At 63.9% G+C, this 24,462-nt stretch carries 19 protein-coding genes and 1 pseudogene; 11 read left to right on the top strand and 9 right to left on the bottom strand.

From position 1 onward, the window contains the following. Nucleotides 1–207: 207 nt before the first annotated feature. A complete protein-coding gene (locus ACNR9W_RS16600) occupies nt 208–684 on the bottom strand; it encodes a hypothetical protein (protein ID WP_419269641.1) in 477 nt (158 codons plus the stop codon). A 621-nt stretch (nt 685–1,305) separates the two neighbouring features. Between ACNR9W_RS16600 and ACNR9W_RS16595 the strand changes: the two genes are divergently transcribed. Then, complete coding sequence (locus ACNR9W_RS16595; protein WP_458478754.1) at nt 1,306–1,809, top strand: flavin reductase; 504 nt, start codon at nt 1,306–1,308, stop codon at nt 1,807–1,809. Between the two features lie 518 nt (nt 1,810–2,327). On the opposite strand, the gene ACNR9W_RS16590 is transcribed toward ACNR9W_RS16595, so the two are convergent. From ACNR9W_RS16590 to ACNR9W_RS16570, 5 genes are all read right to left on the bottom strand, one after another. Next, complete coding sequence (locus tag ACNR9W_RS16590; protein ID WP_419269644.1) at nt 2,328–2,705, bottom strand: response regulator; 378 nt, start codon at nt 2,703–2,705, stop codon at nt 2,328–2,330. Nucleotides 2,706–2,742: 37 nt separating this feature from the next. Then, entirely contained in the window at nt 2,743–4,206 is a 1,464-nt protein-coding gene (locus tag ACNR9W_RS16585; protein WP_419269645.1) for a sensor histidine kinase, read from the bottom strand. Beyond that, nucleotides 4,203–5,717, bottom strand: coding sequence for an ATPase domain-containing protein (locus tag ACNR9W_RS16580; protein ID WP_419269647.1), 1,515 nt, complete (start codon nt 5,715–5,717; stop codon nt 4,203–4,205). The genes ACNR9W_RS16585 and ACNR9W_RS16580 overlap by 4 nt, the downstream gene beginning before the upstream one ends. Nucleotides 5,718–6,004: 287 nt before the next feature. Continuing rightward, nucleotides 6,005–6,358 (bottom strand): c-type cytochrome, encoded by a 354-nt coding sequence (locus ACNR9W_RS16575; RefSeq protein WP_419269649.1) that lies wholly within the window; start codon nt 6,356–6,358, stop codon nt 6,005–6,007. Between the two features lie 54 nt (nt 6,359–6,412). Continuing rightward, the gene (locus tag ACNR9W_RS16570; protein ID WP_419269651.1) at nt 6,413–7,813 is read right to left on the bottom strand and encodes a PQQ-dependent sugar dehydrogenase; all 1,401 of its coding nucleotides are present in this window, start codon (nt 7,811–7,813) and stop codon (nt 6,413–6,415) included. Nucleotides 7,814–8,322: 509 nt separating this feature from the next. Here ACNR9W_RS16570 and ACNR9W_RS16565 point away from each other — a divergent pair. The 7 genes from ACNR9W_RS16565 to ACNR9W_RS16535 all read left to right on the top strand — a co-directional run bounded on the left by ACNR9W_RS16565 (nt 8,323) and on the right by ACNR9W_RS16535 (nt 15,015). Beyond that, nucleotides 8,323–9,468, top strand: coding sequence for a TRAP transporter substrate-binding protein (locus ACNR9W_RS16565; protein ID WP_419269653.1), 1,146 nt, complete (start codon nt 8,323–8,325; stop codon nt 9,466–9,468). Between the two features lie 55 nt (nt 9,469–9,523). Beyond that, nucleotides 9,524–10,108 (top strand): TRAP transporter small permease subunit, encoded by a 585-nt coding sequence (locus tag ACNR9W_RS16560; RefSeq protein ID WP_419269655.1) that lies wholly within the window; start codon nt 9,524–9,526, stop codon nt 10,106–10,108. A 48-nt stretch (nt 10,109–10,156) separates the two neighbouring features. Next, nucleotides 10,157–11,575: a TRAP transporter large permease gene (locus ACNR9W_RS16555; RefSeq protein WP_419269657.1), complete on the top strand. Its 1,419-nt coding sequence runs from the start codon at nt 10,157–10,159 to the stop codon at nt 11,573–11,575. After that, the gene (locus tag ACNR9W_RS16550; RefSeq protein ID WP_419269659.1) at nt 11,565–12,908 is read left to right on the top strand and encodes an amidase; all 1,344 of its coding nucleotides are present in this window, start codon (nt 11,565–11,567) and stop codon (nt 12,906–12,908) included. Before ACNR9W_RS16555 ends, ACNR9W_RS16550 begins: the two co-directional genes overlap by 11 nt. Beyond that, nucleotides 12,905–13,072 carry a hypothetical protein gene (locus ACNR9W_RS16545; protein ID WP_419269661.1) on the top strand — a complete coding sequence of 56 codons (168 nt, stop codon included), beginning with the start codon at nt 12,905–12,907 and terminating at the stop codon, nt 13,070–13,072. Before ACNR9W_RS16550 ends, ACNR9W_RS16545 begins: the two co-directional genes overlap by 4 nt. 308 nt (nt 13,073–13,380) lie before the next feature. Further along, on the top strand, nt 13,381–14,112 hold the full coding sequence (locus ACNR9W_RS16540; RefSeq protein WP_419269662.1) for a hypothetical protein: 732 nt from the start codon (nt 13,381–13,383) through the stop codon (nt 14,110–14,112). 222 nt (nt 14,113–14,334) lie between these two features. Continuing rightward, a complete protein-coding gene (locus ACNR9W_RS16535; RefSeq protein WP_419269664.1) occupies nt 14,335–15,015 on the top strand; it encodes a haloacid dehalogenase type II in 681 nt (226 codons plus the stop codon). Between the two features lie 276 nt (nt 15,016–15,291). On the opposite strand, the gene ACNR9W_RS16530 is transcribed toward ACNR9W_RS16535, so the two are convergent. Then, nucleotides 15,292–16,422, bottom strand: coding sequence for a sensor histidine kinase (locus ACNR9W_RS16530; RefSeq protein ID WP_419269666.1), 1,131 nt, complete (start codon nt 16,420–16,422; stop codon nt 15,292–15,294). 350 nt (nt 16,423–16,772) lie between these two features. Here ACNR9W_RS16530 and ACNR9W_RS16525 point away from each other — a divergent pair. Continuing rightward, nucleotides 16,773–16,921, top strand: a pseudogene (locus tag ACNR9W_RS16525) (IS5/IS1182 family transposase); the annotation flags it as partial. Between the two features lie 62 nt (nt 16,922–16,983). Here ACNR9W_RS16525 and ACNR9W_RS16520 read toward each other — a convergent pair. Then, a complete protein-coding gene (locus ACNR9W_RS16520) occupies nt 16,984–17,607 on the bottom strand; it encodes a nucleotidyltransferase family protein (protein WP_419269668.1) in 624 nt (207 codons plus the stop codon). Between the two features lie 256 nt (nt 17,608–17,863). Here ACNR9W_RS16520 and ACNR9W_RS16515 point away from each other — a divergent pair, with 256 nt between their 5' ends. Then, complete coding sequence (locus tag ACNR9W_RS16515; RefSeq protein WP_458478816.1) at nt 17,864–18,151, top strand: TRAP transporter large permease subunit; 288 nt, start codon at nt 17,864–17,866, stop codon at nt 18,149–18,151. 622 nt (nt 18,152–18,773) lie between these two features. Here the strand turns inward: ACNR9W_RS16515 and ACNR9W_RS16510 are convergent. After that, nucleotides 18,774–19,520 (bottom strand): sulfite exporter TauE/SafE family protein, encoded by a 747-nt coding sequence (locus ACNR9W_RS16510; RefSeq protein ID WP_419269670.1) that lies wholly within the window; start codon nt 19,518–19,520, stop codon nt 18,774–18,776. 251 nt (nt 19,521–19,771) lie between these two features. Here ACNR9W_RS16510 and ACNR9W_RS16505 point away from each other — a divergent pair, with 251 nt between their 5' ends. Beyond that, nucleotides 19,772–24,304 (top strand): polysaccharide pyruvyl transferase family protein, encoded by a 4,533-nt coding sequence (locus ACNR9W_RS16505; protein WP_419269672.1) that lies wholly within the window; start codon nt 19,772–19,774, stop codon nt 24,302–24,304. Nucleotides 24,305–24,462: the final 158 nt, after the last annotated feature.

Below are 24,462 nucleotides of genomic sequence, written 5' to 3'. Positions count from 1 at the left end.
GTCGACAGGACCAAGACTGCGGCGGCACCGGTCGAATTTCCCATCCTATTGCAGAGCGGGAGACCGTTCCGCAGATGGTCTCCCGCTCTGACGACCAGCGGCCGGAAACGCGCCAGTTAGACGATCAGGATAATCGCGGTGGTGCCATAGAGCGAGACGCCGATCAGCGGCAGGGGCCGAAGAAAGGCTAAGGCGCCCCCTCGTGAGTCAATGCTTGAACCGCGGCGGAATGAACAGGATCCTGCGCCCGCGCTGGTCCGCATCGTCATCGGCAGGGCGCCGCGACAAAGGTTGATCCTCGACCCTCGGACGGCTTGCCTGCAGGACATCCAGCATATCGGGAAATCCGTCCGCCATCTCGGGCATTCCCGCGACCGCATATGCGGTCTGCCCCAAGCCGGCGTAATGGACGATGGTGCCGCCCTTGCGGGTCAGGCGCGCCTCGAAGAAGGCGCAGGAGATCAGGCACTCGTCGCCGATCCGGCGCGATTCGCCTCGGTGCGCTCCCCTTTGCGCGGCATCCATCAGCCTGATCGTCAGCTGGTCGGGCCGGATGGGGCGATGCATGTAGCGGGCCAGGGTCGAGGACAGGTGAAACTCCAGTTCGGGGGAAAGCGCGACTTGGCTTTCGCGCATTCCCTCGACCACCAGATCACGGGCCGCAGAAAGATAAGTGTCCATCATGACCCCCGGCATCGAAAGGACCGAACGTAGAGAACGATACGGAAATTGTGCGCCAGTCTGAGCACGGGTCAAGACCTTCATTGGTCGGACCATCCTGTTTTTACGACATATTGATCGCAGAAAGGAGGTTGGCTGTCTCAAGCAGTTGGCAAGCGAAAAGCCATGAAAGCTGAAGATGCGGGCATGTTCTGCCAGCACAACTCTGCGGTTCCCTAAAGCGGCTTGTGCTGTCTGTGAGGCTGCTTTCTGTGCGAAATGGCCTCGAGGACCCATGAACAGGAGGCGGTCGGTTCACCCGGGAATGCATCATCGAGTTGTCTGGTCCATCAGCAGGGCGAGGGTCCTCAGCGATCAGCAGCCCGAAAGGGTCGCCGGTTCTGGACCACGAGATCATCCGTCTCGGCCAAACGCGATCGGCAGATCCAGAGCTACTGCATCCAGGTCTTGGAACTGTCAGGCCGCTGGCCCATCTGTAACCGGACGGGCCTCGAACGTTTCGCTGTGACCTTTATGGCTGATGACCCGTATCGGCCCGCGACGAAAGGCATTACAAGTGCCGGGCGCGCCGACGATTTGTGAACAGGACGCGGAAATGCTGGCATGAAGGATAGCGCTCAGAAAATGGAAGCCGATGTGGACTGCAACCTGTTTCGCGAGGCGATGTCACGCTTGGGGGCGGCGGTCAGCGTCGTGACCTCGGACGGGCCGGCCGGCGCTTGCGGCACGACCGTCACCGCCGTCACCAGCGTCACCGACACGCCTGCAACGCTGCTGGTCTGCCTGAACCGGCAGGGGCGGTCCCATGACATCATCTGCGACAACGGGGTCTTGTGCGTCAATGTCCTGTCGCATGATCAGGTGGAGCTTGCAGGCCATTTCGCGGGCCGGACCGGGGTCCCGGCAGAGCGGCGCTTTGAGGGTGTGGCGTGGGACCCGCTGCATACCGGTTCGCCGTTGCTGGAAGGCGCGCTGGTGTCCTTTGACTGCCGCGTGTCCGAGGTCCTTGAATCTGGGACCCATTCCATCTTCCTGGCCCAGGTCCAGGGGATCCGCTTGGGCGCCAAGGGCAGCGCGCTGGTCTATTTCCAGCGCCGCTATGCGACGTTGAACCAGATCACCGGCTGACCGGACAGGGCCGCTCAGCAGAAGAGGCGAAATCTGGCAGTCAATCGTCAGGATGAAGACCTGCAGTCGCGGGCCACGGTGCCGCTGAACGGTCCCGCCTGCGATGGAAGATGACTGGGCTTGGATGCAGGTGCGGCCGGGTCCAGCAACCAGGACGATGTGTCACGCGAACAGGCGTGCACTTGGCACCTCAAGGGCATCTCCTGCATGGGATTATACCGGATGATCTTTCAAATCTGGAACGCTATGTCGCTGACATATGTCTCCGGCTTCCGGTCATGCCCGCCACGGCGTCCGACGGTCCCAATGCGCTGACCAGGCTGGTCGCGGACCGCGCTGCCCGCATAATTATTTGTGGGTGAACCTGCGCACATGGTCAGAAAGAGGCATTCACAACTGCCAGCCAGTCACAAAGGTCAAGCTCAGCGTCAACGTCCCAATCTAGCGCCCGGACCCGGCAGGTGGAGCAGACCAAAAGCGTTCGATTCTTCTGAGCCACGCAACGAGAACAGTAGACCTCAGCCGGCCATCATCTCGTTAACCTTCCGGATGATCTGGTCAGTGGGGTAAGGTTTGGGGAAAAAGATCGATCCTGCCGGAAGATCCTCCTGCTTCACGCCCAGTATTCCGGAGGCGACGATGATCCGGATCTTGGGCCAACGGGAACTCACTCGCGCCGCAAGCTGAAGGCCGTTCATGGACCCCGGCATGTCCACATCGGTGAACAGAAGCCCGATGTCGGGCCTGTCCTGCAGGACGACCAGGGCAGCGTCCGCCGATTTCGCCTCATAGGTGCGAAAGCCTGCGCTTTCCATCATGTCCACCGCCTCCATCCGGATCAGGACGTCATCCTCGACGACGAGGACAGCGGTGCGTTGTTCGGGATCGGGTGACATGACTGCCTTTCGTCGGACCGGTCTTGACCGCTGGCCGTCATTCCTGCTGCGACAGACCTGCCAGCGGCGCTTGCAATTCAAAACGCAAACCGTCGGGCAGGTATTCCAGTTCCGCCGTTCCGTTGAAGTAGCCGGCAAGGGCCTGTTCGATCATGCGGCTGCCGAAACCGCGCCGGGTCGGTTCCTGCACCAAGGGGCCGCCGCTTTCCTTCCAGAGCAGGTGGAATTCGTCGCCACCCTGTTCATCCTGGCCCCATTCGACCCGGACCCGACCGTCATCGTTCGACAGCGCCCCATATTTGGCGGCGTTCGTGGCCAGCTCGTGCAGGGCCATCGTCAGGGCAAGCGCCTGCTTGGAGCCGATCGGCAGGTCCGGTCCCTCCAGGGCAAAGCGGCCGGTGCTGTTGCAATGCGGGGTCAGCGCGGCGCCTATGACTTCGCTCACGGTGGTTTCGGTCCAGGTCGCCTTGACCAGCCGATCATGTGCCCGCGCCATGGTCCCGATGCGCGACTGGATCGACAGGCGCGCATCTTCCAGGCTTTCCGCCTGGCGCAGTGTCTGGGACACGATCGAATGAACCATGGCCATGGAGTTCTTGATCCGGTGGTTCATCTCTCCCAGCATCAGCTGCAGCTGCCCTTCCGCGACCTTGATCCGGTTGATGTCCGTGCAGGTCCCGTACCACCTGGTGATCCGACCCTCCGCATCGCGGACCGGCTTCGCCCTTCCCAGCACCCATCGATACTCGCCCGACCGGTGCCTGAGGCGGTATTCGATCTCATAGGGCTCGCCCTCTGCAAGGCTCTGCCGCCACCGGGCCCATGTCCTGTCCTGGTCGTCGGGATGGAACATCCCGGCCCAGGCCTCGCCATCGGTCGATCCTTCGGGCACTCCGGTGAATTCGTACCAGCGGTGGTTGTAATAATCGTGGAACCCGTCGGGACGGGTCGACCAGATCATCGGATCGACCGAATCCGCGATGGCGTGAAACTTGGCTTCGCTTTCCAGCAGCTGCGCCTTGCGGATCTGCAGCTCCTGCATCCGGTCCCGCGCCTCGTACTGCCGCGCCCGCGCCTTCAGGGCCGAGCGGACCGAGCGCACAAGCTCCTCGGCGTGCAGCGGCCGCGACAGCAGCACCGCGTTTAGCAGGGCATCCACCCGTGCCTTGGCCTGTTCCGAACGATGGCGTGCCGTGCCATTGGCCAAAACGATGAACGGAACGTCCGACCAGGGAGGCTGATCGGCCAGGGCATCCTTCAGCATGTCGTCATCCGCCGCGACCAAGGCCTCCTCGGTGGCCAGGGCGGCTCCGATGGACTTCCTGACCAACTGGGCCAGCTCGCCAAGCGTCGTGGCGACCACGGATGAGATGCCGACCTTGCCCAGAAGGCTGGCCGCAACCGCGGCATCGCGCCCCCGAGGCGCGAGGATGGCCACGGACGAACTGAGATCACGCTCGGCGTCATGCCGTTCCGGAGGCTCCGCAAACCTCTCGGTCACGACGGTGCGGCCTCGTTCGGCTTGACAGGCAGCAGCTTGCCATCCGGCGCCAACAGAATGGGCGTTCCGGACAGGATGCCGGTAAAGCCGCGGATCGGGTCGCCGATGACGATCCCGGAGGCGTCGATCCTCAACTCGCGGATGGCACGTTCGTGGTCCGAGGTCCGGGTCTTGATTACGGCGATGGACTTGTGGACCTCGCCATCGGCTTCAAAGAAGCGCAGCATCATCACGGTATCGGCCAGATAGCTGATGTCCACGTCGGACCGCAGGTCGCCCGTCACCCCATGCTGCCCAAGGATCATCAGCGACACGACGCCCTGTTGCGACAGATAGCTCAGCAACTCGTGCATCTGCAGCACCAGGAAGTTGTCGCTCGGCATCGCGTGAAGGTAGGCGTTCAGGCTGTCGATCACCACCAGGCTGACGTCGTCCTCCTCGACCGCCGCGCGCACCGCACTGGCGAACTCGCCGGGCGACAGCTCGGCCGGGTCGATCTGGCGGATCTCCAGCAGCCCGCTGTCGATGAAGGGCTGCAGGTCCATGTTCAGCGCCCTGGACCGGATCATCAGCGTCGACAGCCGTTCGTCGAAAAGGAAATAGGCCGCCTTCTGTCCGCGGCGCAGTGCCGCGATCATGCAGCGGACCGCCGTCGTGGTCTTGCCCACGCCCGCCGGGCCCGCCAGCAGGGTGTTGGTGCCGGGAAACAGACCCTTACCCAGCAGCGCATCCAGCCCCGCAAGACCCGTGGTTACCGGCTCTGCAGAAAAGATGCGGTGGTGGTTGGCGGCGATCAGGCGCGGATAGACGCAGATCCCGCCGCGTTGGATGGTGATGTCGTGGTAGCCGCCGTGATACTTGAGGCCGCGCATCTTGATCACGCGCAGGCGGCGCCGTTCCGCGCCGAAATCGTTCGCCAGCTGCTCCAGCGAGATCACGCCATGGGCGATCGAATGCAGCTGCAGGTCGCCAGGCTCGGCCGTGCGATCGTCCAGCATCAGCACGGTGCAGTTCCTGCGGGCAAAGAAATGCTTCAGCGCAAGGATCTGGCGGCGATAGCGCAGCGGGTTCTGCGCCAGAAGCCGCAGCTCCGAAAGGCTGTCCAGCACCACGCGCACCGGAGCGGTCTTTTCCACCAGTTCGAAGATGGCCCGCACCGTCTCACCCAGCTCGACTTCGCTCGGGTGGAGGAGGGACTGCTCATGGTCGCTGCCGAACTCGTCCTCGGCCACCATCTCGAAGACGTCGATGCCGTCCAGCGTGAAATCATGCGATGCCGCGACGGCCCTCAGCTCGTTCTCGGTTTCCGAGAGGGTGATATAGAGCCCCTGTTCCCCGACGCGCCGCCCCTCGAGCAGAAAGCCGAGCGCCAGCGTCGTCTTTCCCGACCCGGGAGTCCCCTCGACCAGATAGAGCCGGGACGGGGTCAAGCCTCCGCGCAGGACGGCATCTAGGCCCGCCGTCCCGGTCAGGACTCGGGCGAGCGGATCTTCTCCGATATTTCCGTGCATGATATCAGTATTCCAGTGTCGATCTCAGCCGGGCATGCGCAAGCCCGGCCGCAAATTTCAAAAACAATATCTTTTCAGCGCCGCCAGAGGATCATCCCAAGGACCGGTTCTATCGCACTGCCTGCGCTTCCTCTACATGATAAAAGCATTGTCCCGAGCAGCGTCGCGGCGCCTGGCCGAACTCGGTCACATGCTCTGCTGCCGTTCAAAAGCGGCTGATGACCGGCTTGAACGGCGCGCATGCCTGCAGCCGCCTCACGGGTGCCGGGGAAAATGACCCATGACTGCTACTTCGGCAGTTCGTATGTCGCCTTGATCGAGGCATACCATGCCGCAAGAGCGGCGATGTCTTCATTGCTGAGGTCCCGGGCGATGATGGACATCTGTGGATCCTCGCGCCGCCCGGCCCGAAACTCCTGCAATTGCTTGGAAAGGTATTCCGGGCTCTGACCCCCGATGTTCGGGATCATGGGGTTTGTGCCCACACCATCCAGTCCGTGACAGACCCGGCAGGTTTGCGCGGAGGAGGGCACCTCTTGGCCAGATCCTTCGCCACTGGTTGCGCCAATGGTCTCTGCCAGCGTTGGACTGCCGCTGAGGCAGAGAGCCACAAGCGCCACGGCACCATGAAATGAAGTCATTAGGGGCTGCTCCTCGGGGTGAGGCCGGGGTGGCTTGTGCCACCCCGGACCGGATCAGTTTGCTGGTGCCGCGGCAGCGTCATCGCTGGCGGCTTCGGATGTGGCAGGCGCGTCCGCCGTCGGTTCCGTTGGCGCATCGGCCGTCCCTGCTGCCTCGGCCGGGGCTGGCTTTGCCGCAGGGGTTCCGCCTTGGGACGCGCTTGATCCGCTGCCGGTATGGGCAATGCGCCAGATCGCGCCCGCGAAGTCGTCCGAAACCAGCATCGAGCCGTCGGGCAGGAACGCGATGTCCATGGGACGTCCGCGATACTCGCCGGTCTCCTCGTTCAGCCAGCCGTCGGCAAAGACCTCGGTGCCGGCGGCGGAGCCGTCCTCGTTCAGGCGGGTGAACATGACCCGCGCGCCCACGGGCTTGGTGCGGTTCCAGCTGCCATGCTGGGCCGAGAAGATGCCGTCGCGGTATTCCTCGGGGAAGGAATTTCCACGATAGAAGCTCATGCCCAGATCGGCGGCATGGGCCTGCATCTCGACCTGCGGTTCGGTAAAGGTGACCCCTTCGGGACGCGGCACGTCCTTGTATTCGGGGATTTCGACATTGGCATTCGTCCAGGGAAAGCCGAAATGCTGTCCGGCCTCGGTCTGCCGGTTCAGCTCGCCCGGCGGGATGTCGTCGCCCATGCCGTCCACCTGGTTGTCGGTGAACCACAGATCGCCATTGGCCGGGTTGAAGTCATGTCCGACCGAGTTCCGGACCCCGCGCGTGAAGACCTCGCGTTCGCTGCCGTCGGTGTTCATGCGGATGATGCCGCCGATGCCGATCTGGTCGTACATCTCCAGCTTCTCCACGGGCTGGACGTTGTAGGGCTGGCCAAGGGAGATATACAGCTTGCCGTCCGGCCCGATGCGGCAGACCCGCGCCGTGTGGTTGAAGCTTTCCTCCTCCGGTGGGACCAGTTCGCCCTGTGGCACGACGACGGAAACCGGCTGGTCGGGCCCCTCGAAGAAGAACTCGGCCGCCGGCACGCTCAGCACGCGGTTGCGCTCCGCGATGTAGAGGAAGCCGTCAGGCGAAAAGCACGGGCCGTTCGGGATGTCGAAGGTCAGCGAAGGCGCGAAATCCTTGACCTCGTCGGCGACGCGGTTGCGGTCCCGGTCGACCACCGACCAGACCTTGTCCTTGCGTGTGCCGACAAAGACGACGGTCCCCTGCGGCGCGACGGCCATGGAACGCGCATCGGGCACCACGGCATAGAGGCTGACCTCGAACCCGTCGGGAACGTTGATCTGGGGCAGGATGGCCCTGAGCGATTCGGCGTTCGGGCCGGTCTGATCGATCTTGGTGAAGGTCGCATTGGTGCGCTGCATGCCCTGCAGCGTTTCCAGGTTATCCTGGGCAAGGGCCGGCGCCGCAAGCGACGTGGTCAGAAGCAGTCCGCAAAGTTTGGCGCATTTCATTCTGTGTCCTCCCTGATGAAGTCCTGCGTATCAGGCGGGTTCGGCAGCGCCTCCTCCCAGGGCGCAGGCGACCTTGTGGCCGCAACCGATCCGGCCGCACCGCAGCCGGCCGAACCTGTTCGACCCTTGCGGATTGTCCTGAGCCTGTGGGGGGAATGATCCTTCATTGTTGCGCAAATTCAATTCATTTCTTGTGGTGCCACCGGCGACGATGAAACAGATTGTCGCGACGGTGGGAGATTTGCCGCTTCTGACGGGCAAAGAAACGCGTTCTGGAAGTTCCATCCCGTTGTTGAGGCTTCATATTCTGAAAGAGGACGTCTGAACCGACCCCGGTAGCAGTTCCACGGTGCGGGGGTGGTCAGGGCTTGCGGCGGTGACCCTCCTTCTCATCCGAAAGTCAGTGGCAAGGTTCTAGGACTTGTCAGACCGCATCGTCGCCCCGCAGTATGGCAGTTGCGGCACAAGGGTCGGGAGGAAGGCCTGGGGCTGCTCACCGGGAGGAAAGAATGACCAAAGACATCGACGAGGCCAAGGCGGTCTCACGACGCTCGTTCCTGCGGCGCAGCGGAACGATCGCAGGCGGCGCGGCGGCAAGCACCCTGCTTGCGGCGCCAGCGGTTCTGGCTCAATCGCCGTTGGTGCTGAAGATGCAGACCAGCTGGCCCGCATCCGACATCTGGCAGACCATGGCCCAGCAATATGTCGAACGTGTGGAGGCCATGTCCGGCGAACGCATCAAGATCGACCTGTTGCCGGCCGGCGCGGTGGTCGGGGCGTTCCAGGTCATGGACGGCGTCAGCGACGGCCTGATCGACATTGCCCATTCGGTGTCCGCCTACTGGTATGGAAAGAACAAGGCCGCGTCGCTGTTTGGCACGGGTCCGGTCTTTGGCGGCGATCCGACCAACATGCTCAGCTGGTTCTATCAGGGCGGCGGGCGCGAACTCTATCGCGAACTGACGCAGGACAACATGGGGCTGGACGTGGTCGGCCTGCTGGCCTTCCCGATGCCGGCGCAGCCCTTCGGCTGGTTCAAGAACCCGATCGACGGGGTCGAGGACATCAGCGGCATGAAGTATCGCACCGTCGGCCTTGCCGCGGATCTGCTGCAGTCGATGGGCATGTCCGTGGCACAGCTGCCGGGCGGAGAAATCGTCCCGGCGATGGAGCGCGGGGTGATCGACGCCTTCGAGTTCAACAACCCGTCCTCCGACCTTCGCTTTGGCGCGGCCGACGTGGCCAAGAACTATTACCTGGGCTCCTATCACCAGGCGTCCGAGGCCTTCGAGTTCCTGTTCAGCCGCAGCATGATGGAGGATCTGGAACCCGACCTGCGCGCCATCCTGGAACACGGGGTCGAGGCCGTGTCCACCTACAACACCGCCTTTGCCTTGGACAACTACTCTGCCGACCTGATCAAGCTGCGCGACGAAGGCGGGGTCACGATCCACAGGACGCCCGAAAGCATCCTCTCCGCGCAGCTGGACGCCTGGTCCGAGATGATCGGAACGCTGGAAAGCGATCCCTTCATCAAGAAGGTGCTGGACAGCCAGCGGGAATGGGTCAAGCGCACGACCTATTACGAGCTCATGAACAAGCCGAACTATACCCTGGCCTACGAGCACTTCTTCCCCGGCGAACTGAAGCTGTAACCACCTTCCGCCCGCCCCTGCCGTGCGGCAGGGGTGGGTCCGATCGGAGAATGCGATGCTGTCGTTCATCCGCTTTGCCGACAACCTGTCGGGCTGGTTCGGCAAGACTTTCGGCTGGCTGATCATGCTGATGACCTTCGGGGTCAGCTACGAGGTGTTCGTGCGCTATGTGCTGAACAGCCCCACGTCATGGTCCCTCGACGTGTCCTTCATCATGTATGGCACGCTGTTCATGATGGGCGGCGCCTACACGCTGTCGCGCGGCGGCCATGTCCGCGGCGACTTTATCTATCGGCTGTGGCCGGTGCGGGTGCAGGGGGCGGTCGATTTCGTGCTCTATCTTATCTTCTTCTTTCCCGGCATCACCGCGCTGATCCTGTCGGGCTGGAAATATGCCGGACGGTCCTGGCAGTACGGCGAGGTCAGCGTGAACAGCCCGACCGGCATCCCGATCTACCAGTTCAAGTCGGTCCTGGTCGCCGCCGGCATCCTTCTGTTCATCCAGGGCATCGCGCAGCTGCTGCGCAGCGTCATCGCCATGCGCGACGGCGTCTGGATCGCCGCGGATGAGGATGTCGAGGAAACCGAGGAGCTGTTGCTGCGCGAGCAGGCCAAGAAAGAGGGCATCCATGTCGACTGAGCGGCGCAGGATCAAGAATTCATCAGCCCAGGTTGCGGAGATCAGGACGTGACGGACCCTCAGGTCGCCCTCATGATGCTGGGCATCTTCATCCTTCTGGTATTTCTCGGATTTCCCATCGCCTTCACCCTGATGGCCCTCGGGATCGGCTTTGGCTACTACGCCTATTTCGACGCAGGTCGCATGTGGCGCGGGCTGGACCGCCTGCCCGAGGATGCCAGCTGGCTGACACAGCAGATGTCATGGTTCGAGGGGTTCTATAACAACCGCATCTTCGACCTCTTCATCAACCAGACCTATACGGTCATGTCGAACGAGGTCCTGACGGCGGTGCCGCTGTTCCTGTTCATGGGCTACGTGGTCGAGCGTGCGAACATCGTCGACCGCCTGTTCTCGACATTGGCGATCGCGTCACGGCGGATGCCGGGGTCGATGGGGGTCGCGGCGCTGATAACCTGCGCGCTGTTTGCCACCGCCACCGGCATCGTCGGCGCGGTGGTGACGCTGATGGGGCTTCTGGCCCTTCCCGCAATGCTCAAGGCGCGCTACGACCCACGCTTTGCCGCAGGCATCATCTGCGCAGGCGGCACCCTTGGCATCCTAATCCCGCCCTCCATCATGCTGATCGTCTATGCGGCGGCGTCGGGCGTGTCGATCGTGCGGCTCTATGCGGGGGCCATGCTGCCAGGCCTGGTGCTGGTGGGCCTCTACCTGACCTATATCGTCGGGCGCTCGATCCTGCAGCCCTCGGTCGCACCGCGCCTGACCGAGGACGAGGTGCCGTCGGTGCCCGCCGGCAAGCTGGCATGGATGCTGATCACGTCGTTCCTGCCACTGGCCCTGCTGATCCTTTCGGTCCTGGGCTCCATCCTCTTCGGCCTGGCCACGCCCACCGAGGCGGCCGCGATCGGTGCGCTCGGGGGCATGGTTCTGGCGGTCATCTATCGCGCCATGAGCTTTCAGCGGCTGCGGGAATCCGTCTATCTGACGGTTCGGACGACGGCGATGGTCTGCTGGCTGTTCGTCGGGTCCTATACCTTCTCCTCCGTCTTCTCCTATCTGGGCGGCGAGCATCTGATCTCCGAATTCGTCACCGGGCTTGACCTGACCCCGCTGCAGTTCCTGCTGCTGGCGCAACTGATCATCTTCCTCTTGGGCTGGCCGCTGGAATGGTCCGAGATCATCATCATCTTCGTGCCGATCTTCCTGCCGCTGCTGCCGATGTTCGGCATCGACCCGCTGTTCTTCGGCATCCTCGTGGCGCTGAACCTTCAGACGTCCTTCCTGACACCGCCCATGGCCATGTCCGCCTATTACCTGAAGGGCATCGCGCCACCCGAGGTGAAGCTGACGCATATCTTCGCGGGCGTCATGCCCTTCCTGCTCATGGTATTCATCGCGATGGCGATCATGTACATCTACCCCGACATCGTCTTCATGCTGCCGAACATGATCTATGGTTCCTGATCCCGCATCCCTGGGCGCGGTCGCCCTTCGAGACCTGATCACCTCGGGCGCCCTTTCGGCCGAGGCGGCGACCGCTGCCTGTCTGAAGCGCATCGCCGAAACCGAACCGACGCTGCAGGCCTGGGCCTATGTCGATGGCAACCATGCCATGGCGCAGGCCAAGGCGCTCGACGCGCGGCGGAAAGCCGGGGGCGCCGTCGGGATGCTGCATGGCGTGCCGGTGGGGATCAAGGACGTCATCGACACCGCCCGCATGCCGACCGAATACGGCAGCCCCATCACGCGGGGCCGCGTCCCCTCCACGGATGCCCACCTGGTGTCACGCCTGCGGGCCGAGGGCGCGGTCATCATCGGAAAGACGGTGACGACCGAACTGGCCTTTCTCGAACCCTCGCGCAGCCGGAACCCGCATGATCCGACGCGCAGTCCGGGCGGGTCGTCCTCCGGTTCGGCGGTGGCGGTTGCATCGGGTCAGGTGCCGCTTGCGGTGGGCACCCAGACCGGAGGCTCGGTGATCCGGCCGGCCTCCTATTGCGGCGTGGTCGGCTTCAAGCCCAGCTATGGCCTGATCGGGCGCAGCGGCATCCTGCCCCAATCGCCGTTCCTGGACACGGTCGGCGCCTTTGCCCGCTCGGTCGAGGATGCAGCCCTGCTGGCCGAGGCGATGTCGGGCCATGATCCCCATGACACCGCCAGCGACATCGCGCCCAGGCCGCGCCTGTCCGATGCAGCCGTCCAGCCGCCGCCGCTGCCGCCGCTGCTGGCGGTGCTCACGCTGCCCGGGGTCGAGCGCGTGATGGAGGAGGCTCTTGCCGAACTGATTGCCGACTTGGGGGATCGCGCCCATCGTGTCGACGCCCTGCCGGGGCTTGCCGAGGCGGACGCGATCCGGCGCCGCATCAACCTGGCCGAAATGTCCAAGTGCTATTACGCGCTGGAGCGGCAGGGCAGGGACCAGCTGTCGCAGCAGTTGCGCGATGCCCTGGACGAGGGCAAGTCCATCCTGGCCCGCGACTACCTGTCGGCCCTCGACTGGCGGCAGGTGCTGAATGCAGGGGTCGACGAGTTGCTGACCCGCTGCGATGCGATCCTCTGTCCCGCCGCCACCGGACCCGCGCCGGAGCTGTCGCAAGGCAGCACCGGCTCTCCGGCCATGAACGGCCCTTGGACACTCTGCGGCGTGCCGGCGATCACCCTGCCGTTGCTGGCGGATGATGGCGGGCGGCCCATGGGCGTGCAGTTGATCGGGCGCCGGGGCGAGGATGCACGGCTGATCCGGACGGCCGCATGGCTCATGCGCCGACAAGCACATGAGAAAGGAGTGGCGCGATGAGAGACAAGCTGATGGCGATTCTGGCCTACATTGTCCTGCTGGGATTCCTGGGGATCCTGGTCTGGCATGTTCCGCGCCTGGATCTTGGCGGGGTCGTGCTGTTCACGCTGATCCTGGCCGGTGTCGATACCGCACACGCCCTGCGTGGCAACAAGGACGGTTGAAGATCAAGAACCGCGTGCTTGCAGATCTTGCTGTTGATGCGGGATCTCATGTTCCGCGCTGATCGCATGGGCAGAGTGCAGTCCGGAGGTTGCGTGGCGGCATAAGGCGGTTCCTGAGATGCGGTCGAGCATTAGCCGCAGCCGTTCGGCTGCACGAACGGGGGTGGTTCACCCGCGTGTCTGAAACACGAGCCGGAACTGCGGTTTCAATCGAGCATCGGGTCAATGGGCAAGAATTAGGGAGCTGTGCCTTGCCCGGTCGAGGAGGAGGTGGGGAACTTGTCCCGGTCTCTGCGGATTTCATCTCCATGACGATCACCAGCCTCCTTTTTGCCGGCCTTTTCGCCCTGGTTCATCTGGGCATCGGTCGGATGAGGTTTCTTGATCAGGCCCCACGCAGCCGCTGGTTGTCGGCCGCAGGCGGTGTGGCTGTGGCCTATGTCTTCCTTCACGTTCTTCCCGAACTTGCGGCGCATCAGCAGACCTTCGCGGAGGAGTTGGGCACAAGCAAGGCCACGGCCGAAGGTCTGGTCTATTCGCTTGCGCTGACGGGCCTCGTCGTTTTCTACGGCCTGGAGCGCGCTATCCGCGTATCGCGCAAGCGCACCGCCGAAGGAAATCACGGCCACCTGCCCGATGCTGGGACCTTCTGGATCCACATCGGTTCCTTCTCCGTCTACAACGTGATCATCGGTTATCTGCTGCTGCACCGGGAGGAGACCGGCGGCTGGTCTCTTCTGGCTTATGGCGTGGCAATGGCGCTCCATTTCGTCACCAACGATTTCGGCCTGCGCCAGGATCATCAGGAGCGCTACGATCGCATTGCCCGCTGGATCCTTGCTGGCGCGGTCCTTGGGGGCTGGCTGCTCGGCCGTCTGGCCGATCTGCCGGAAATCTGGATCGCGCTGCTCTTTGGCTTCATCGCCGGCGGTGTGGTCCTGAACGTCCTCAAGGAGGAACTGCCGGAAGACAGGGAAAGCCGGCTCTGGCCCTTCGTGTGCACGGCCGCGGCCTATGCGCTTCTGCTTTTGGCCATCTAGGCCCGCTTGGCAATGCGGATGCCACGGAAACTGCTCTTCCTGGTAAATTCGAACCGTGACGACTTCACAAAGTCAGGACCATTATCTGCCAAAGGCCGCAGCTATGAGCGCGCTGGAGTAGATCGGTGCATCGGGACCTGCGCAGGTCGCCGCGCGTTAGTTCCGGCAAGATCCAGATGATCGGTCCAGCCAGAGGCCGAACACGACATGGAGGAGAAAGTGATGACCACCAAACCCGTCTTGGTCTTCGATGTGAACGAAACACTGCTGGACCTGGAACACCTGCATCCCGTCTTCGCGGATCTCTTTGGAGATGAGCGGGTGATGCGCGACTGGTTCGCCCAGCTGATCCTCTATTCTCAGACCCTGACCCTGGCCGGAGTCCCAAGCAACTTTGCGGATCTTGCCCGCGCGGTGCTGCGGATGGTGGGGACGATCCGGGGCAGGGACCTGGGCGAGGATGACCTGGATCGGCTGAGCGCAGCCATCGTCCGGCTACCGCCCCACGCAGATGCAGCTCAGGCCCTGACCCAACTGCGGGAGCAGGGCTTCCGGATGGTCACCCTGACAAATTCGCCGCCGTCCGACGGTCCCTCGGCACTGGAACGGTCGGGCCTGGCCAGTTTCTTTGAAAGGAGCTTCAGCGTGCAGCCCACCGGCTGCTTCAAGCCCGCGCCGCAGACCTATCAACTGGTGTCGGATGCGCTGCAGGTGCCGATCGCTGACCTTTGCCTGGTGGCTTGCCATGTCTGGGACACGATCGGCATGCAGGCCTTGGGCGGAAAGGGCGCCCTTGTGACGCATGGCGTCAACGCTCCCCTGCCAGAGGTCGCGCCGATGCCCGATCTGGTCGCCGGCACCCTGACCGAACTGGCATCGCAGATCTCGGACCGCTGGCCCTGATACCTTGAAGGGACGCGCCGTTAGCGCTTAATTGCGTTCGAGCGTGGCGGTGCGGCATCTGCATCCCGATCTAGCCCCGACACGCACAGTCGCGCCGTCGCTGGATGCGCCTGCCGCTCCGCATCCGGCTCGTGACCGGAGGCGTTCCGATGCCCGCGACAGCACCGTGGGAGCGCGGTTGGCGCCACTGGGATAGATCATCACTTCGCCTGATCCGGTGGCCGTACGCTTGAGCAGGCCAGCAGGCGTGCCTTTGGGCGTTCGGGAGCAGCAGTGTCAGTAGGCCACTGTACCCACGCTGGCGGGTTGCTGGATGATGCCTGCCTCAGGCGCGACTGCCTTGACCTTCGACAGGTCCGCCCTCAGCATGAACCTGATGCCGCCGGGCAGGTAGTCGATCTGAACGCCCTCCCCCAAGTCACCCGCAAGCGCCATGATCAGGCGCGTCCCATATCCCTGACGCGCCGGAGGGGTCACGGCCGGACCCTGATCCTCATGCCAAGTCAGTTCCAGGACATCCCCCAGCTCCCGCCACAAGATCTGTATGCGGCCCTGCTCATTTGCCAAGGCGCCATATTTCATCGCATTCGTGTTCAGTTCGTGCAGGATCATGGTCAGGGCCATTGTCGCCTGCGAACCGATCGCGATGTCTGGGCCCCCGGCGTGGATCCGGTCGCCATAGGGACCCTCGATATCCACGGAGGCGCCCACAAGCTCGGACAGGGGCACATCGACATGGTTGGATCGGGTCAAGAGATCATGCGCCCGGCCCAAGGCCGCGATCTGTGCATGGATGATGGTAGCGACATCTTCCTTGCTGTCGGCGCGGCGCACTGACTGGTTCACGACGGCCTGCACGACGGCCAGCATGTTCTTCATGCGATGCTTGAGTTCGCCCATCAGCAACTCGCTGCGGGCCTCCGCCTCGAGTTGGGCAGTGGTTTCGACAACAGTGAGGAAAATCCCCCGAACGACACCTGCGTCATCCCAGATCGGGCTGTGGCTGTGCGTGAAGAAGGCTTCGCGCGAAGTCCCGTCCCGGTCGGGCGTATAGCGGGCATTCTCCGTATAGTAGCTCTCGCCCGCCAGAACCGCCTGGAAGAACGGTTCCAGCTGGTTCCACATTTCCGACCACCAGTCATGGGCCGGTTGCCCCAAATGGCCGGGGTGCTTGCGCCCAAGTCGGGCCGCATAAGTGTCGTTGTAAAAGGTATAGTGCCTGGGCCCCCAATGCACCATGGCCGCGAATTTGGACGTCAGGCAGATCCGCACGGCGGTCTTCAACTCGGCGGGCCACAGCGTCGGCTCGCCCAAGGGGTGGTCCGACCAATCCATTGCGTTCAGGATCGTGGCGCATTCGCCGCCCGTGGCAGGAAACGGGCGCATGGGAGAAAACAGGTCGCTCATGCATCGAACCTAGAAGCAGCCGCACATCGGCACAATGCGAGACTTGTGTCTTTCGAGAGCCTGACCACGGCTCGATTGGCCGCATGACAGGGAAAACAGCCGATGCGGTCCGATTATTGCCACCTGAGCAGGGCGGCACGTCGGTCCAGTCGTCGTAAGGGAATGCTACCCAAGTAACCGCCGGATGGCGGGTCCTGTATCACTTGACCTGTCGCCTGGATTTGCGAGGGACGCGGGCGGTGCCGCCATTGCCGGCGGCGCTTTCGAAGCCGTTTAAGGTCAGGAGCCATTGATCTGCTTAAGGCTGTCCGGCCTGCGTGCCTCAACCTCCCGAACTTGCGCGGGTGATGATGAGCAACCTATTCTGGCCGATCGAGGTGCAGATGGAGCGGCTGAAGCCGTTCTTCTCTAAGAGCCGTGGCAAGCCGCGGGTAGAAGATCGGCATGTGCTGAGCAGGATGATACTCATCAATGCCATGGTTTGCAGTTGTGCGATGCGCTTTGGGAGTAGCTCCTGTCGGAACGCTGTCCTGCTCTTGCTGCTGGCCCGCCGGCGGTGATCTACAGTCCCTCGGCCCGGTACTGGGCCTCCCATGCCGCCCACTCCTCCGGCGTGTCCAGGTCCAGAGTCGCATGGCGCGGCGGGAGCGGCACCAGAACGACCCTATGCCGGTAGGTTGCGACGACCTCGCGTGCGCCGACATCGCCTGTCAGCGACAACAGCGCCGGGACAAGATCGGCGGGGAACAGAACCGGGTTACCGGGTAGGCCGTCGCTCTCTGCGCGCAACAGCGCCTTGGGTATGCGACAATGTTGGTGGCAGATTCGTGTCATATCCGCCGCCGTCAGTTCCGGCATGTCGGCCTGGACCACCATTAGCGCCCGGCCTGCCGCCAGCGCCGCCCCCGCGCGCAGCGAGGCGGCAATGCCTTCGTCGCGATCCGGAACGCCCAGTTGCGTCACGTCCAGTCCAGCCAGCGCCGCCCTGCGGTCGCTGCCCGTCACTGGCAGCGCGGCGATCACGGGACAGCCTGTCGCGACCGCCGCCAACGCAATCCGCCGCAGCTGTGGGATGCCGGAAATGGGCCGCAGCAGCTTGTCCTCTCCGCGCATACGGGACGACCGACCTGCTGCCAGCAGCAGGATGACCGGCTGCAAATCCGTGTCGGTGCGTTCTGCGGGCATCCGGTTCTCCGCTAGCAGTTGTCTGGTTCGGCCGTGAAGGGCTTCATCCGATATTAGCAGGGGAAAGGTTGCCCCGCGAGCCTCAGCGGGCCCGCGACAGACCGTGTCGGCCACCTCAGGTTTGCGCTGCTGAGGTAACCGCGCCACAGACTTGAGTGGGAAGGGCTGGCGATGCTGGTCCTGGCCTTGCCGATCTTCATACCGGTGGTCTTGCAATTAGGCATCGACCTGATCTGGTTTGTGGTCCTGTGGTCCTGTGGTCCTGTGGTCCTGTGGTCCTGTGGTCCTGTGGTCCTGTGGTCCTGTGGTCCTGTGGTCCTGTGGTCCTGTGGTCCTGTGGTCCTGTGGTCCTGTGGTCCTGACGCTGGAGACGGGGCTGATCTCGCCCCCGGTGGGGATCAACGTCTTCATCCTGAGATCGGTGGCCAGGAACATGCCTTTGATCGACATCTTCCGCAGTGTCATGGCGTTTGGCTTGCGATGCTGGTCTGTCCGGTCATCCTGGTGGCGGTGCCACAGATATCATTGTGGCTGCCCAGCATGATGTGATCTGGCCGCTTTGACGGCAATCCACCCATGTGCAAGACTGTAGGATGACCGCTGGGGCCGACGACCCGCAGATCAGGGCCTTGTCATGCAGGTCCAACATGGGTTCTGCTGCCCCGGCAGGCATGTGACAACCTGCGCCGCAGAACTGGCTTGCGACGCGGTGCTCACCGCCGAAGGGCCCAAATTTGTCGTCGGCTTGCTAAGGGCAGGCGTGACACCCCCCGGCGGCGCAACCCCTCCTTCGGCAACGAGTTGCCGCGGCAGCTTGTGACCGAAATGCGCCTCAGCGAAATTAGGTTTTGACCGAGCGGTTTCATGCAGCAAGGGCGGTGAACAGGCCGGGCGTTGCGGGCGAGGCTTTGGCCGAAACCGAAGCGCCGCCGCACCGTCGGCGCGCCAGATGGCGATGGCGCGGAGGGGCGGCGGTTGCCCAGCTTCGGCCAGCAGAGGGGCAAGGCCGGCACGGGCGAGGCGGGGGGCCGCCAGCAGGGGCAGGGCGGCGGCGGTCAGGATGAGGGCGCGTCTTTTCATCCGGACGATATGGGGACAGCCCGCGCACCTGGGCAGTCACGCTTGCGTGGGCGAAGCGCCGTGCCACGGGGTTGGGGCGCCTTCGTCTATCGCAGGAAGAAGGCAACGGTCATCGCCGCCCCGACGGCCGTGATGAACAGGCGCAGCAGGTCGAGGCGGGTGATCCGGCGGCTGAAGGTCGCACCGAGGTATCCGCCAAGCGCCGCGCTGAGCGACAGCGCCACCGCATGTTCCCACGAGATCAGGCCGGCCAGGATGAAGGTGATCGAGGAGATCATCGACAGCAGCGCCGACAGGACGTTCTTCAGCCCGTTCATGCCATGCAGGTTGACATAGCCGATCATCCCGAAAGCGGCCAGCAGCATGATCCCCAGGCCGCCGTTGAAATAGCCGCCATAGATCGCCACCGCCAGGATCGCCGTTCCCGACAGGCCCGCGCCCGCCGGGCCGCCGCCGCGGTTGCGTATCGCGGCCAGGATACGCGGGCCGAAGGCAAAGAGCGTGGTCGCCAGCAGCAAGAGCCAGGGGACGATCGCCATGAACGCTTCCCCAGGCGTCACGATCAGCAACAGGGCACCGATCAGGCTGCCGATGGAGGCGATCGCCACAATGGCGCGCAAGGACAGCGTCCCTTCGGCCTGCATGTCCCGGCGAAATCCCCATGCGCCTGTGAGATAGCCGGGCAGGGCGCTGAAGGTGGCCGTCGCATTCGCGCTGACAGGCGGCACGCCCAACCAGATCAGCGCGGGCAGGCTGATGAAGGTGCCGCCCCCCGCCACGGCGTTCAGCATGCCCGAGGCCAGACCTGCCGCGACCAATATGAGCAGTTCCATTCTCCACCTCCTGTCGGTCCTCCCATTGCACGAGAGCGGCGGCGTCTGCAAACGGGGCGGCCGGTCATGGCTGCGGAACGTGGCTCTGGTGCAACTTTGCCGCTAATTCGTCCTGCACGCCGGGGTTGCGCCAGATGCGCCGGGGCTGTGTCCTTGCAGAGCCACAGGGGCGTCTGTAACCTGAAAGGACGGGTGCCTTTGAAGGGTGTTGTGACCAGGACGTCCCATGGGGATGAAACAGCAGGAGCTCCATGCCGATCTCGACCCTCGTCACATCCATGAAGGACGAAGCGCCCTATATCATCGAATGGGTGGCCTATCACCGGGCGATCGGATTTGACCGGCTGGTCGTCCTGGCGAACGACTGCACCGACGGCACCCACGAGATGCTGCTGCGCCTGCACGAGATGGGCGCGATCGCCTATTACGAGAACAAGGTTCCGGTCGGACAGAAGCCGCATTCCCGCGCACTCAAGATCGCCAACCTGACGCCAGAGGTCAAATCTGCGGACTTCGTCATGGTCCTGGATGCCGACGAGTTCTTGGTCGTCAAGAAGCCGCCCCATACGCTGGACGTGCTTGTGGAGGCCATGCAGGACCGGTCGGCGGACATGATGGTGATCCCATGGCGCATCTTCGGATCGTCGCACAACACCGAGTTCCAGGACCGGCCGGTGATCGAGCGGTTCACGCAGTCGATGGATGCCTTGGACCTGCCCAAGGTGGGGGTGAAGACCCTGTTCCGGACAGGGGACAAGCTGCGGCTGGCGATCCATTTCCCCAAGAACGTCATGAAGCGGGGAGAGCCGGTCGCCGCAACGGCCGGACAGGTCTGGATCGATGCCGGCGGCCAGCCCCTGGCGCGCGAGGGGCTGACTTGGAACGGAGGGCGCCAGACGATCCACCGCGACCTGGCGGAAGTGGCGCATTTCATGATCAAGAGCCTGGACGAATACCTGCTCAAGATCTTTCGCGGCGACGGGCTGATGAATTCAAACCGGCACGGGATCGACTACTGGCGCGGCGCGGACAAGAACCAGGTTTCCGATCTGGTGGTCGCCGACAATGTTCAGGGCTTTCGGCAGGAATACGAACGTCTGTTCGCGGACCCGGTCCTGGCAGGCCTGCACCACGGCTCCGTGACGGCACGGGTCGACCGGCTTTCAAAGATCCTTGCCAAGCCGGATGTGCAGCAGCTGCGCGCCATCCTGGAGAAGAGCACGGCCGGGCAGATGGATGCGCAGGATGTCCAGCAGTCCCGGGACCTGGTGACGCAGATGTCGCCCGTGGTCCGGACCGACACGCTGATCGAGGGTGACATCCCACATTCGACCCTGCTCAGCCTGACGGATGCGGGCCTTGCGGACGCGGCCGGGATCTTGTGGCGGATGTCCAAGCAGACGCGCAAGAACGGCGTGATGTTCTGGCCCGAACAGAAGTTCGGCCGCCGACCGATCACCAACCTGGTCGAGGGCCTGAAGCGCGCCCAGAAGAACGACCGCACGGCCTGCCTGGGTGTGCGCTGGTTCCACAACCAGCGCCGTGCCCTTCCGGAGGACAGCTGGCCCCTGGACGATGAGATCCTGGTTGTCCTGACACGCGACGACGCGAACCTGCTTGCCGGCTATCCGGCCCATGTCGCACAATCCAAGGCCAGGCATCTTCTGCGGCCGCAACGCGGCCTGCCTTCGCCTGGCGAGGTCCTGACCGGAGCCGAGACGGCGGCCGAGGTTGCCGCCCTGATCCGGGCGGGGCAGCTGGAGAACCCGCGGCTTCGCATCCGGCGCTATCTGCAGGATCATCCGCAGGCGGTCGTCCTCAATCTGGACCGGCCGGACGAGGTGGCGAGCGCCCTCCGCGACATCGAGGGGCGGGGTCCCTCCGGTCCCCTGGCGGCCGACCTGCTGCGAGGGGCATTGGCGCTTGATGTTCCGGATGATCAAAAGGCACGAAAGAAGGGGAAGCGGCAGAAGACGAAGCCCGCAGCTGAGAGCCCCGCGACGCCGCCGCAGGGCGGGCGAGGGGATGCGGGTGAACCGCTGGCCGACCGCGGAGTGCGATCCCTGCAGATCGGCATCCTGACGCTGCCCATGAACCGCAATTATGGCGGAAATCTCCAAGCCTTTGCGCTGATGCAGACCCTGCGCAACCTCGGCCATCGCCCGGTCCTTCTGAACAGGCGTCACGGCGCCAAGGAACCGTCCGCGGCGCCGGAGGCCGAGGCCGCGCTCTATTCCGACAGGATCGGTCTGGGGAAAAACGTGCAGAACCGCCTCTTCGTGGAGCGGCACGTGACCCCCATCTCGCGCGAGTTTCCCTCCAGCGCGGCCTTGGCGGCGCAGGTTGACCGCTATGACCTGGACGCGGTCATCGTCGGCAGCGACCAGGTCTGGCGTCCCAAATATGCCCGGGGCATCCTGCCGGACTTCTTCCTGGAATTTCTGAACGGAAGCACCCGTCCCACGCGGCGCATCTCCTATGCGGCGTCCTTTGGCAGCGACCGGGATGAATACGGCCCCACGGACAAGGCTCTTGCGGCATCCTTGCTGAAGGATTTCGACGCGGTCTCTGTTCGTGAGGACAGCGCAGTGACTCTCTGCCGCGACATGTTCGGGGTCGAGGCCGAACATGTCCTGGACCCGACCCTGCTGTTGTCCCAGGATGATTATGCCGCCCTGTTGTCCGAGAAGCAGCGTCAGGCGCCGGGCGGTCATCTGCTGACCTATGTCCTGGACGCGACGCCCGACAAGCAGGAGGTCGTCTCGCGGCTGGCCGCGGCGCTTGGCGTCGAGCCGCGAACGGCCAGCGGGCAGCCCTTCGCCTCGGCCGATCCGTTGAAGGCGAAGGGGGGCGACCAGACGGTCGAGAGGTGGCTGGGCTCGTTCCGCAACGCGGCCTTCGTGGTCACCGATTCATTCCACGGGGTTGCCTTTTCGATCATCTTCAACAAGCCCTTCCTGGCCTACGGGAATGCCGAAAGAGGGCTGGCGCGGTTCCAGTCCCTGCTTGGGGCGGTGGGGCTGCAGCACCGGATCGTCACCGGCGCTGAGGAGGTCGACCTGCAGAGGCTCCTGGCACCGGTCGACTGGCGTGGGGTCAACCGGCGCGTCAAGGCGTTGCGCACGCGATCCCTGCGGTTCCTGACAAAGGCCTTGGCCGGAGTGCATGACCGGCATGGAACGGTTGGTGCTGCCGAAGCCGGCTGCGAAGTCAAAAAGGCGCCGGCGCCGGCATCCGCCACGCTGGATCTGGCTGCCCGGAAGGCCGCACCCGGTGCAGACAGCCATCCGCTGAACGTCCACTGCACCGGGTGCGGCCTTTGCGTGTCCGAAGCGCAGGGGGCCCTGAAGATGGTCTGGACCACGGATGGATTTCTTGAGCCCCGTGCGGTTTCCGGTCCCGTTCCCGCGCATGCCGTTCGCGTCTGTCCCTTCAATGCGGCGCCTGAAAAGGCCGTGGAGGACGAGGATGCGCTGGCCGGGACGTTCCTGCGCGACACCGGGAAGTCTGACCCGCGCTTGGGCCGGTTCCTGGGCACCTATGTCGGTTACAGCACGGGTTTCCGGCCGACCTCGTCGTCGGGCGGCATCGCCACCTATGTCTTCGACCAGCTCCTGCGGCAGGGCCATGCCGACTGGCTCTTTGTCGTGCGCAAGGCGGGGGACGGGGAATATGCCTATCAGCTGTTCGGCAGGGACGATGAGATCGAGACCACGTCCAAGACCCGATATTTTCCCGTTTCGCTGGACCAGCTCTTTTCGGCCATCGAGGCAGTGCAGGGAAGAGTTGCCATATCTGGCGTGGCCTGCTTCATCAAGGCGATCAGGCTCAAGCAGCATTATCATCCGCAGCTTCGCGACAAGATCCCGTTTCTGTCCGGGATCATCTGCGGCGGCCTGAAAAGCCGGTTCTACACCGATTTCCTGGCCAAAAGCGCCGGGATCGAAGGGGTGTACCGGGATCCGGAATACCGGGTCAAATCCCCGGAGCGGCTGTCCAGTGACTATTCCTTTGCGGCCACGGAGATCGCCGACGGACAGGAACACCGTGTCCGGATGCAGAAGCTGGGGGACATGTGGGGGACCGGGCTGTTCAAGTCCCGCGCCTGCGATTTCTGCACCGATGTCATGACGGAGCTGGCGGACATCTCGCTCGGCGATGCCTGGCTGCCGGAATACAAGCAGGACGGCATGGGAAACAGCGTCATCGTCACGCGCACGCCGCTGGCCGACCAGATCATCCGTGAGGGCATCGCGAGCGGCGCGCTGGCGGCAAAGGAAGTGTCCGCCGACATCGCGGCCCGCACCCAGAGCGGCGGCTTCAATCACAAGCAGAAGGCGGTCAGGTTCCGCCTGCTGATGGAGGAGGAATACGGCAACCGGGTCATCCCCTTCGTGAGGCCCAGGACCCTTGCCGACAGTTCGGTCGCCGAAATCTTCGTGCAGATCCTGCGCGAACGGACCCGCGCCAAAAGCCTGTCGGTGTGGCGCCAGACACGCGATCACAAGGCATTCTCCAGACGGATGCGTTCGACCTTGCGCCTGCTGTCCGCGGTCACGACGGCCCGCAAGCAGTCAGCCTTGGTGCAGGCCGCCGCAACGGAGGCGCTGCAGGCTTGGCCCCATCCGCGACCGATCGACCCGCAAGTCGCAGCCATCGGGCCGTTGGTTCGGTGGATCGAAATAAACCTGCGCAATGGTCGGATCGACACCGTTCTTTTGCAGGCCTTCGTTCCGGGTTTTGCCGTGGCGGCCGATCACGGGGCAGGGGCCGGAAAGCTGTAGAGCGGCGCATGTCTTCTAGCCTCTGCCAGCGAGTTGGCAGTGGCCCGGGTCATGCAGCTGGACTGACGCTGCCTTGGGTAGGTCGGAACAAGAGAGCGCCAAGCCACGGAAGGTGCCGTTAAGCTGGCGTCAAAACCGTTCAAGGTTCAGCATGGTTG

The organism is Paracoccus sp. T5 (genome assembly GCF_048538155.2).
GTDB lineage: Bacteria > Pseudomonadota > Alphaproteobacteria > Rhodobacterales > Rhodobacteraceae > Paracoccus.
Note: the sequence above shows the minus strand (reverse complement) of the source record. Positions and strands in the feature narration are given on the sequence as shown.

Bases quoted from the DNA above. Each gene is read 5' to 3' on its own strand.
- ACNR9W_RS16600 (WP_419269641.1), bottom strand. From the start codon at position 684: ATGATGGACACTTATCTTTCTGCGGCCCGTGATCTGGTGGTCGAGGGA.
- ACNR9W_RS16595 (WP_458478754.1), top strand. From the start codon at position 1,306: ATGGAAGCCGATGTGGACTGCAACCTGTTTCGCGAGGCGATGTCACGC.
- ACNR9W_RS16590 (WP_419269644.1), bottom strand. From the start codon at position 2,705: ATGTCACCCGATCCCGAACAACGCACCGCTGTCCTCGTCGTCGAGGAT.
- ACNR9W_RS16580 (WP_419269647.1), bottom strand. From the start codon at position 5,717: ATGCACGGAAATATCGGAGAAGATCCGCTCGCCCGAGTCCTGACCGGG.
- ACNR9W_RS16575 (WP_419269649.1), bottom strand. From the start codon at position 6,358: ATGACTTCATTTCATGGTGCCGTGGCGCTTGTGGCTCTCTGCCTCAGC.
- ACNR9W_RS16570 (WP_419269651.1), bottom strand. From the start codon at position 7,813: ATGAAATGCGCCAAACTTTGCGGACTGCTTCTGACCACGTCGCTTGCG.
- ACNR9W_RS16565 (WP_419269653.1), top strand. From the start codon at position 8,323: ATGACCAAAGACATCGACGAGGCCAAGGCGGTCTCACGACGCTCGTTC.
- ACNR9W_RS16560 (WP_419269655.1), top strand. From the start codon at position 9,524: ATGCTGTCGTTCATCCGCTTTGCCGACAACCTGTCGGGCTGGTTCGGC.
- ACNR9W_RS16550 (WP_419269659.1), top strand. From the start codon at position 11,565: ATGGTTCCTGATCCCGCATCCCTGGGCGCGGTCGCCCTTCGAGACCTG.
- ACNR9W_RS16545 (WP_419269661.1), top strand. From the start codon at position 12,905: ATGAGAGACAAGCTGATGGCGATTCTGGCCTACATTGTCCTGCTGGGA.
- ACNR9W_RS16540 (WP_419269662.1), top strand. From the start codon at position 13,381: ATGACGATCACCAGCCTCCTTTTTGCCGGCCTTTTCGCCCTGGTTCAT.
- ACNR9W_RS16535 (WP_419269664.1), top strand. From the start codon at position 14,335: ATGACCACCAAACCCGTCTTGGTCTTCGATGTGAACGAAACACTGCTG.
- ACNR9W_RS16530 (WP_419269666.1), bottom strand. From the start codon at position 16,422: ATGAGCGACCTGTTTTCTCCCATGCGCCCGTTTCCTGCCACGGGCGGC.
- ACNR9W_RS16520 (WP_419269668.1), bottom strand. From the start codon at position 17,607: ATGCCCGCAGAACGCACCGACACGGATTTGCAGCCGGTCATCCTGCTG.
- ACNR9W_RS16510 (WP_419269670.1), bottom strand. From the start codon at position 19,520: ATGGAACTGCTCATATTGGTCGCGGCAGGTCTGGCCTCGGGCATGCTG.
- ACNR9W_RS16505 (WP_419269672.1), top strand. From the start codon at position 19,772: ATGCCGATCTCGACCCTCGTCACATCCATGAAGGACGAAGCGCCCTAT.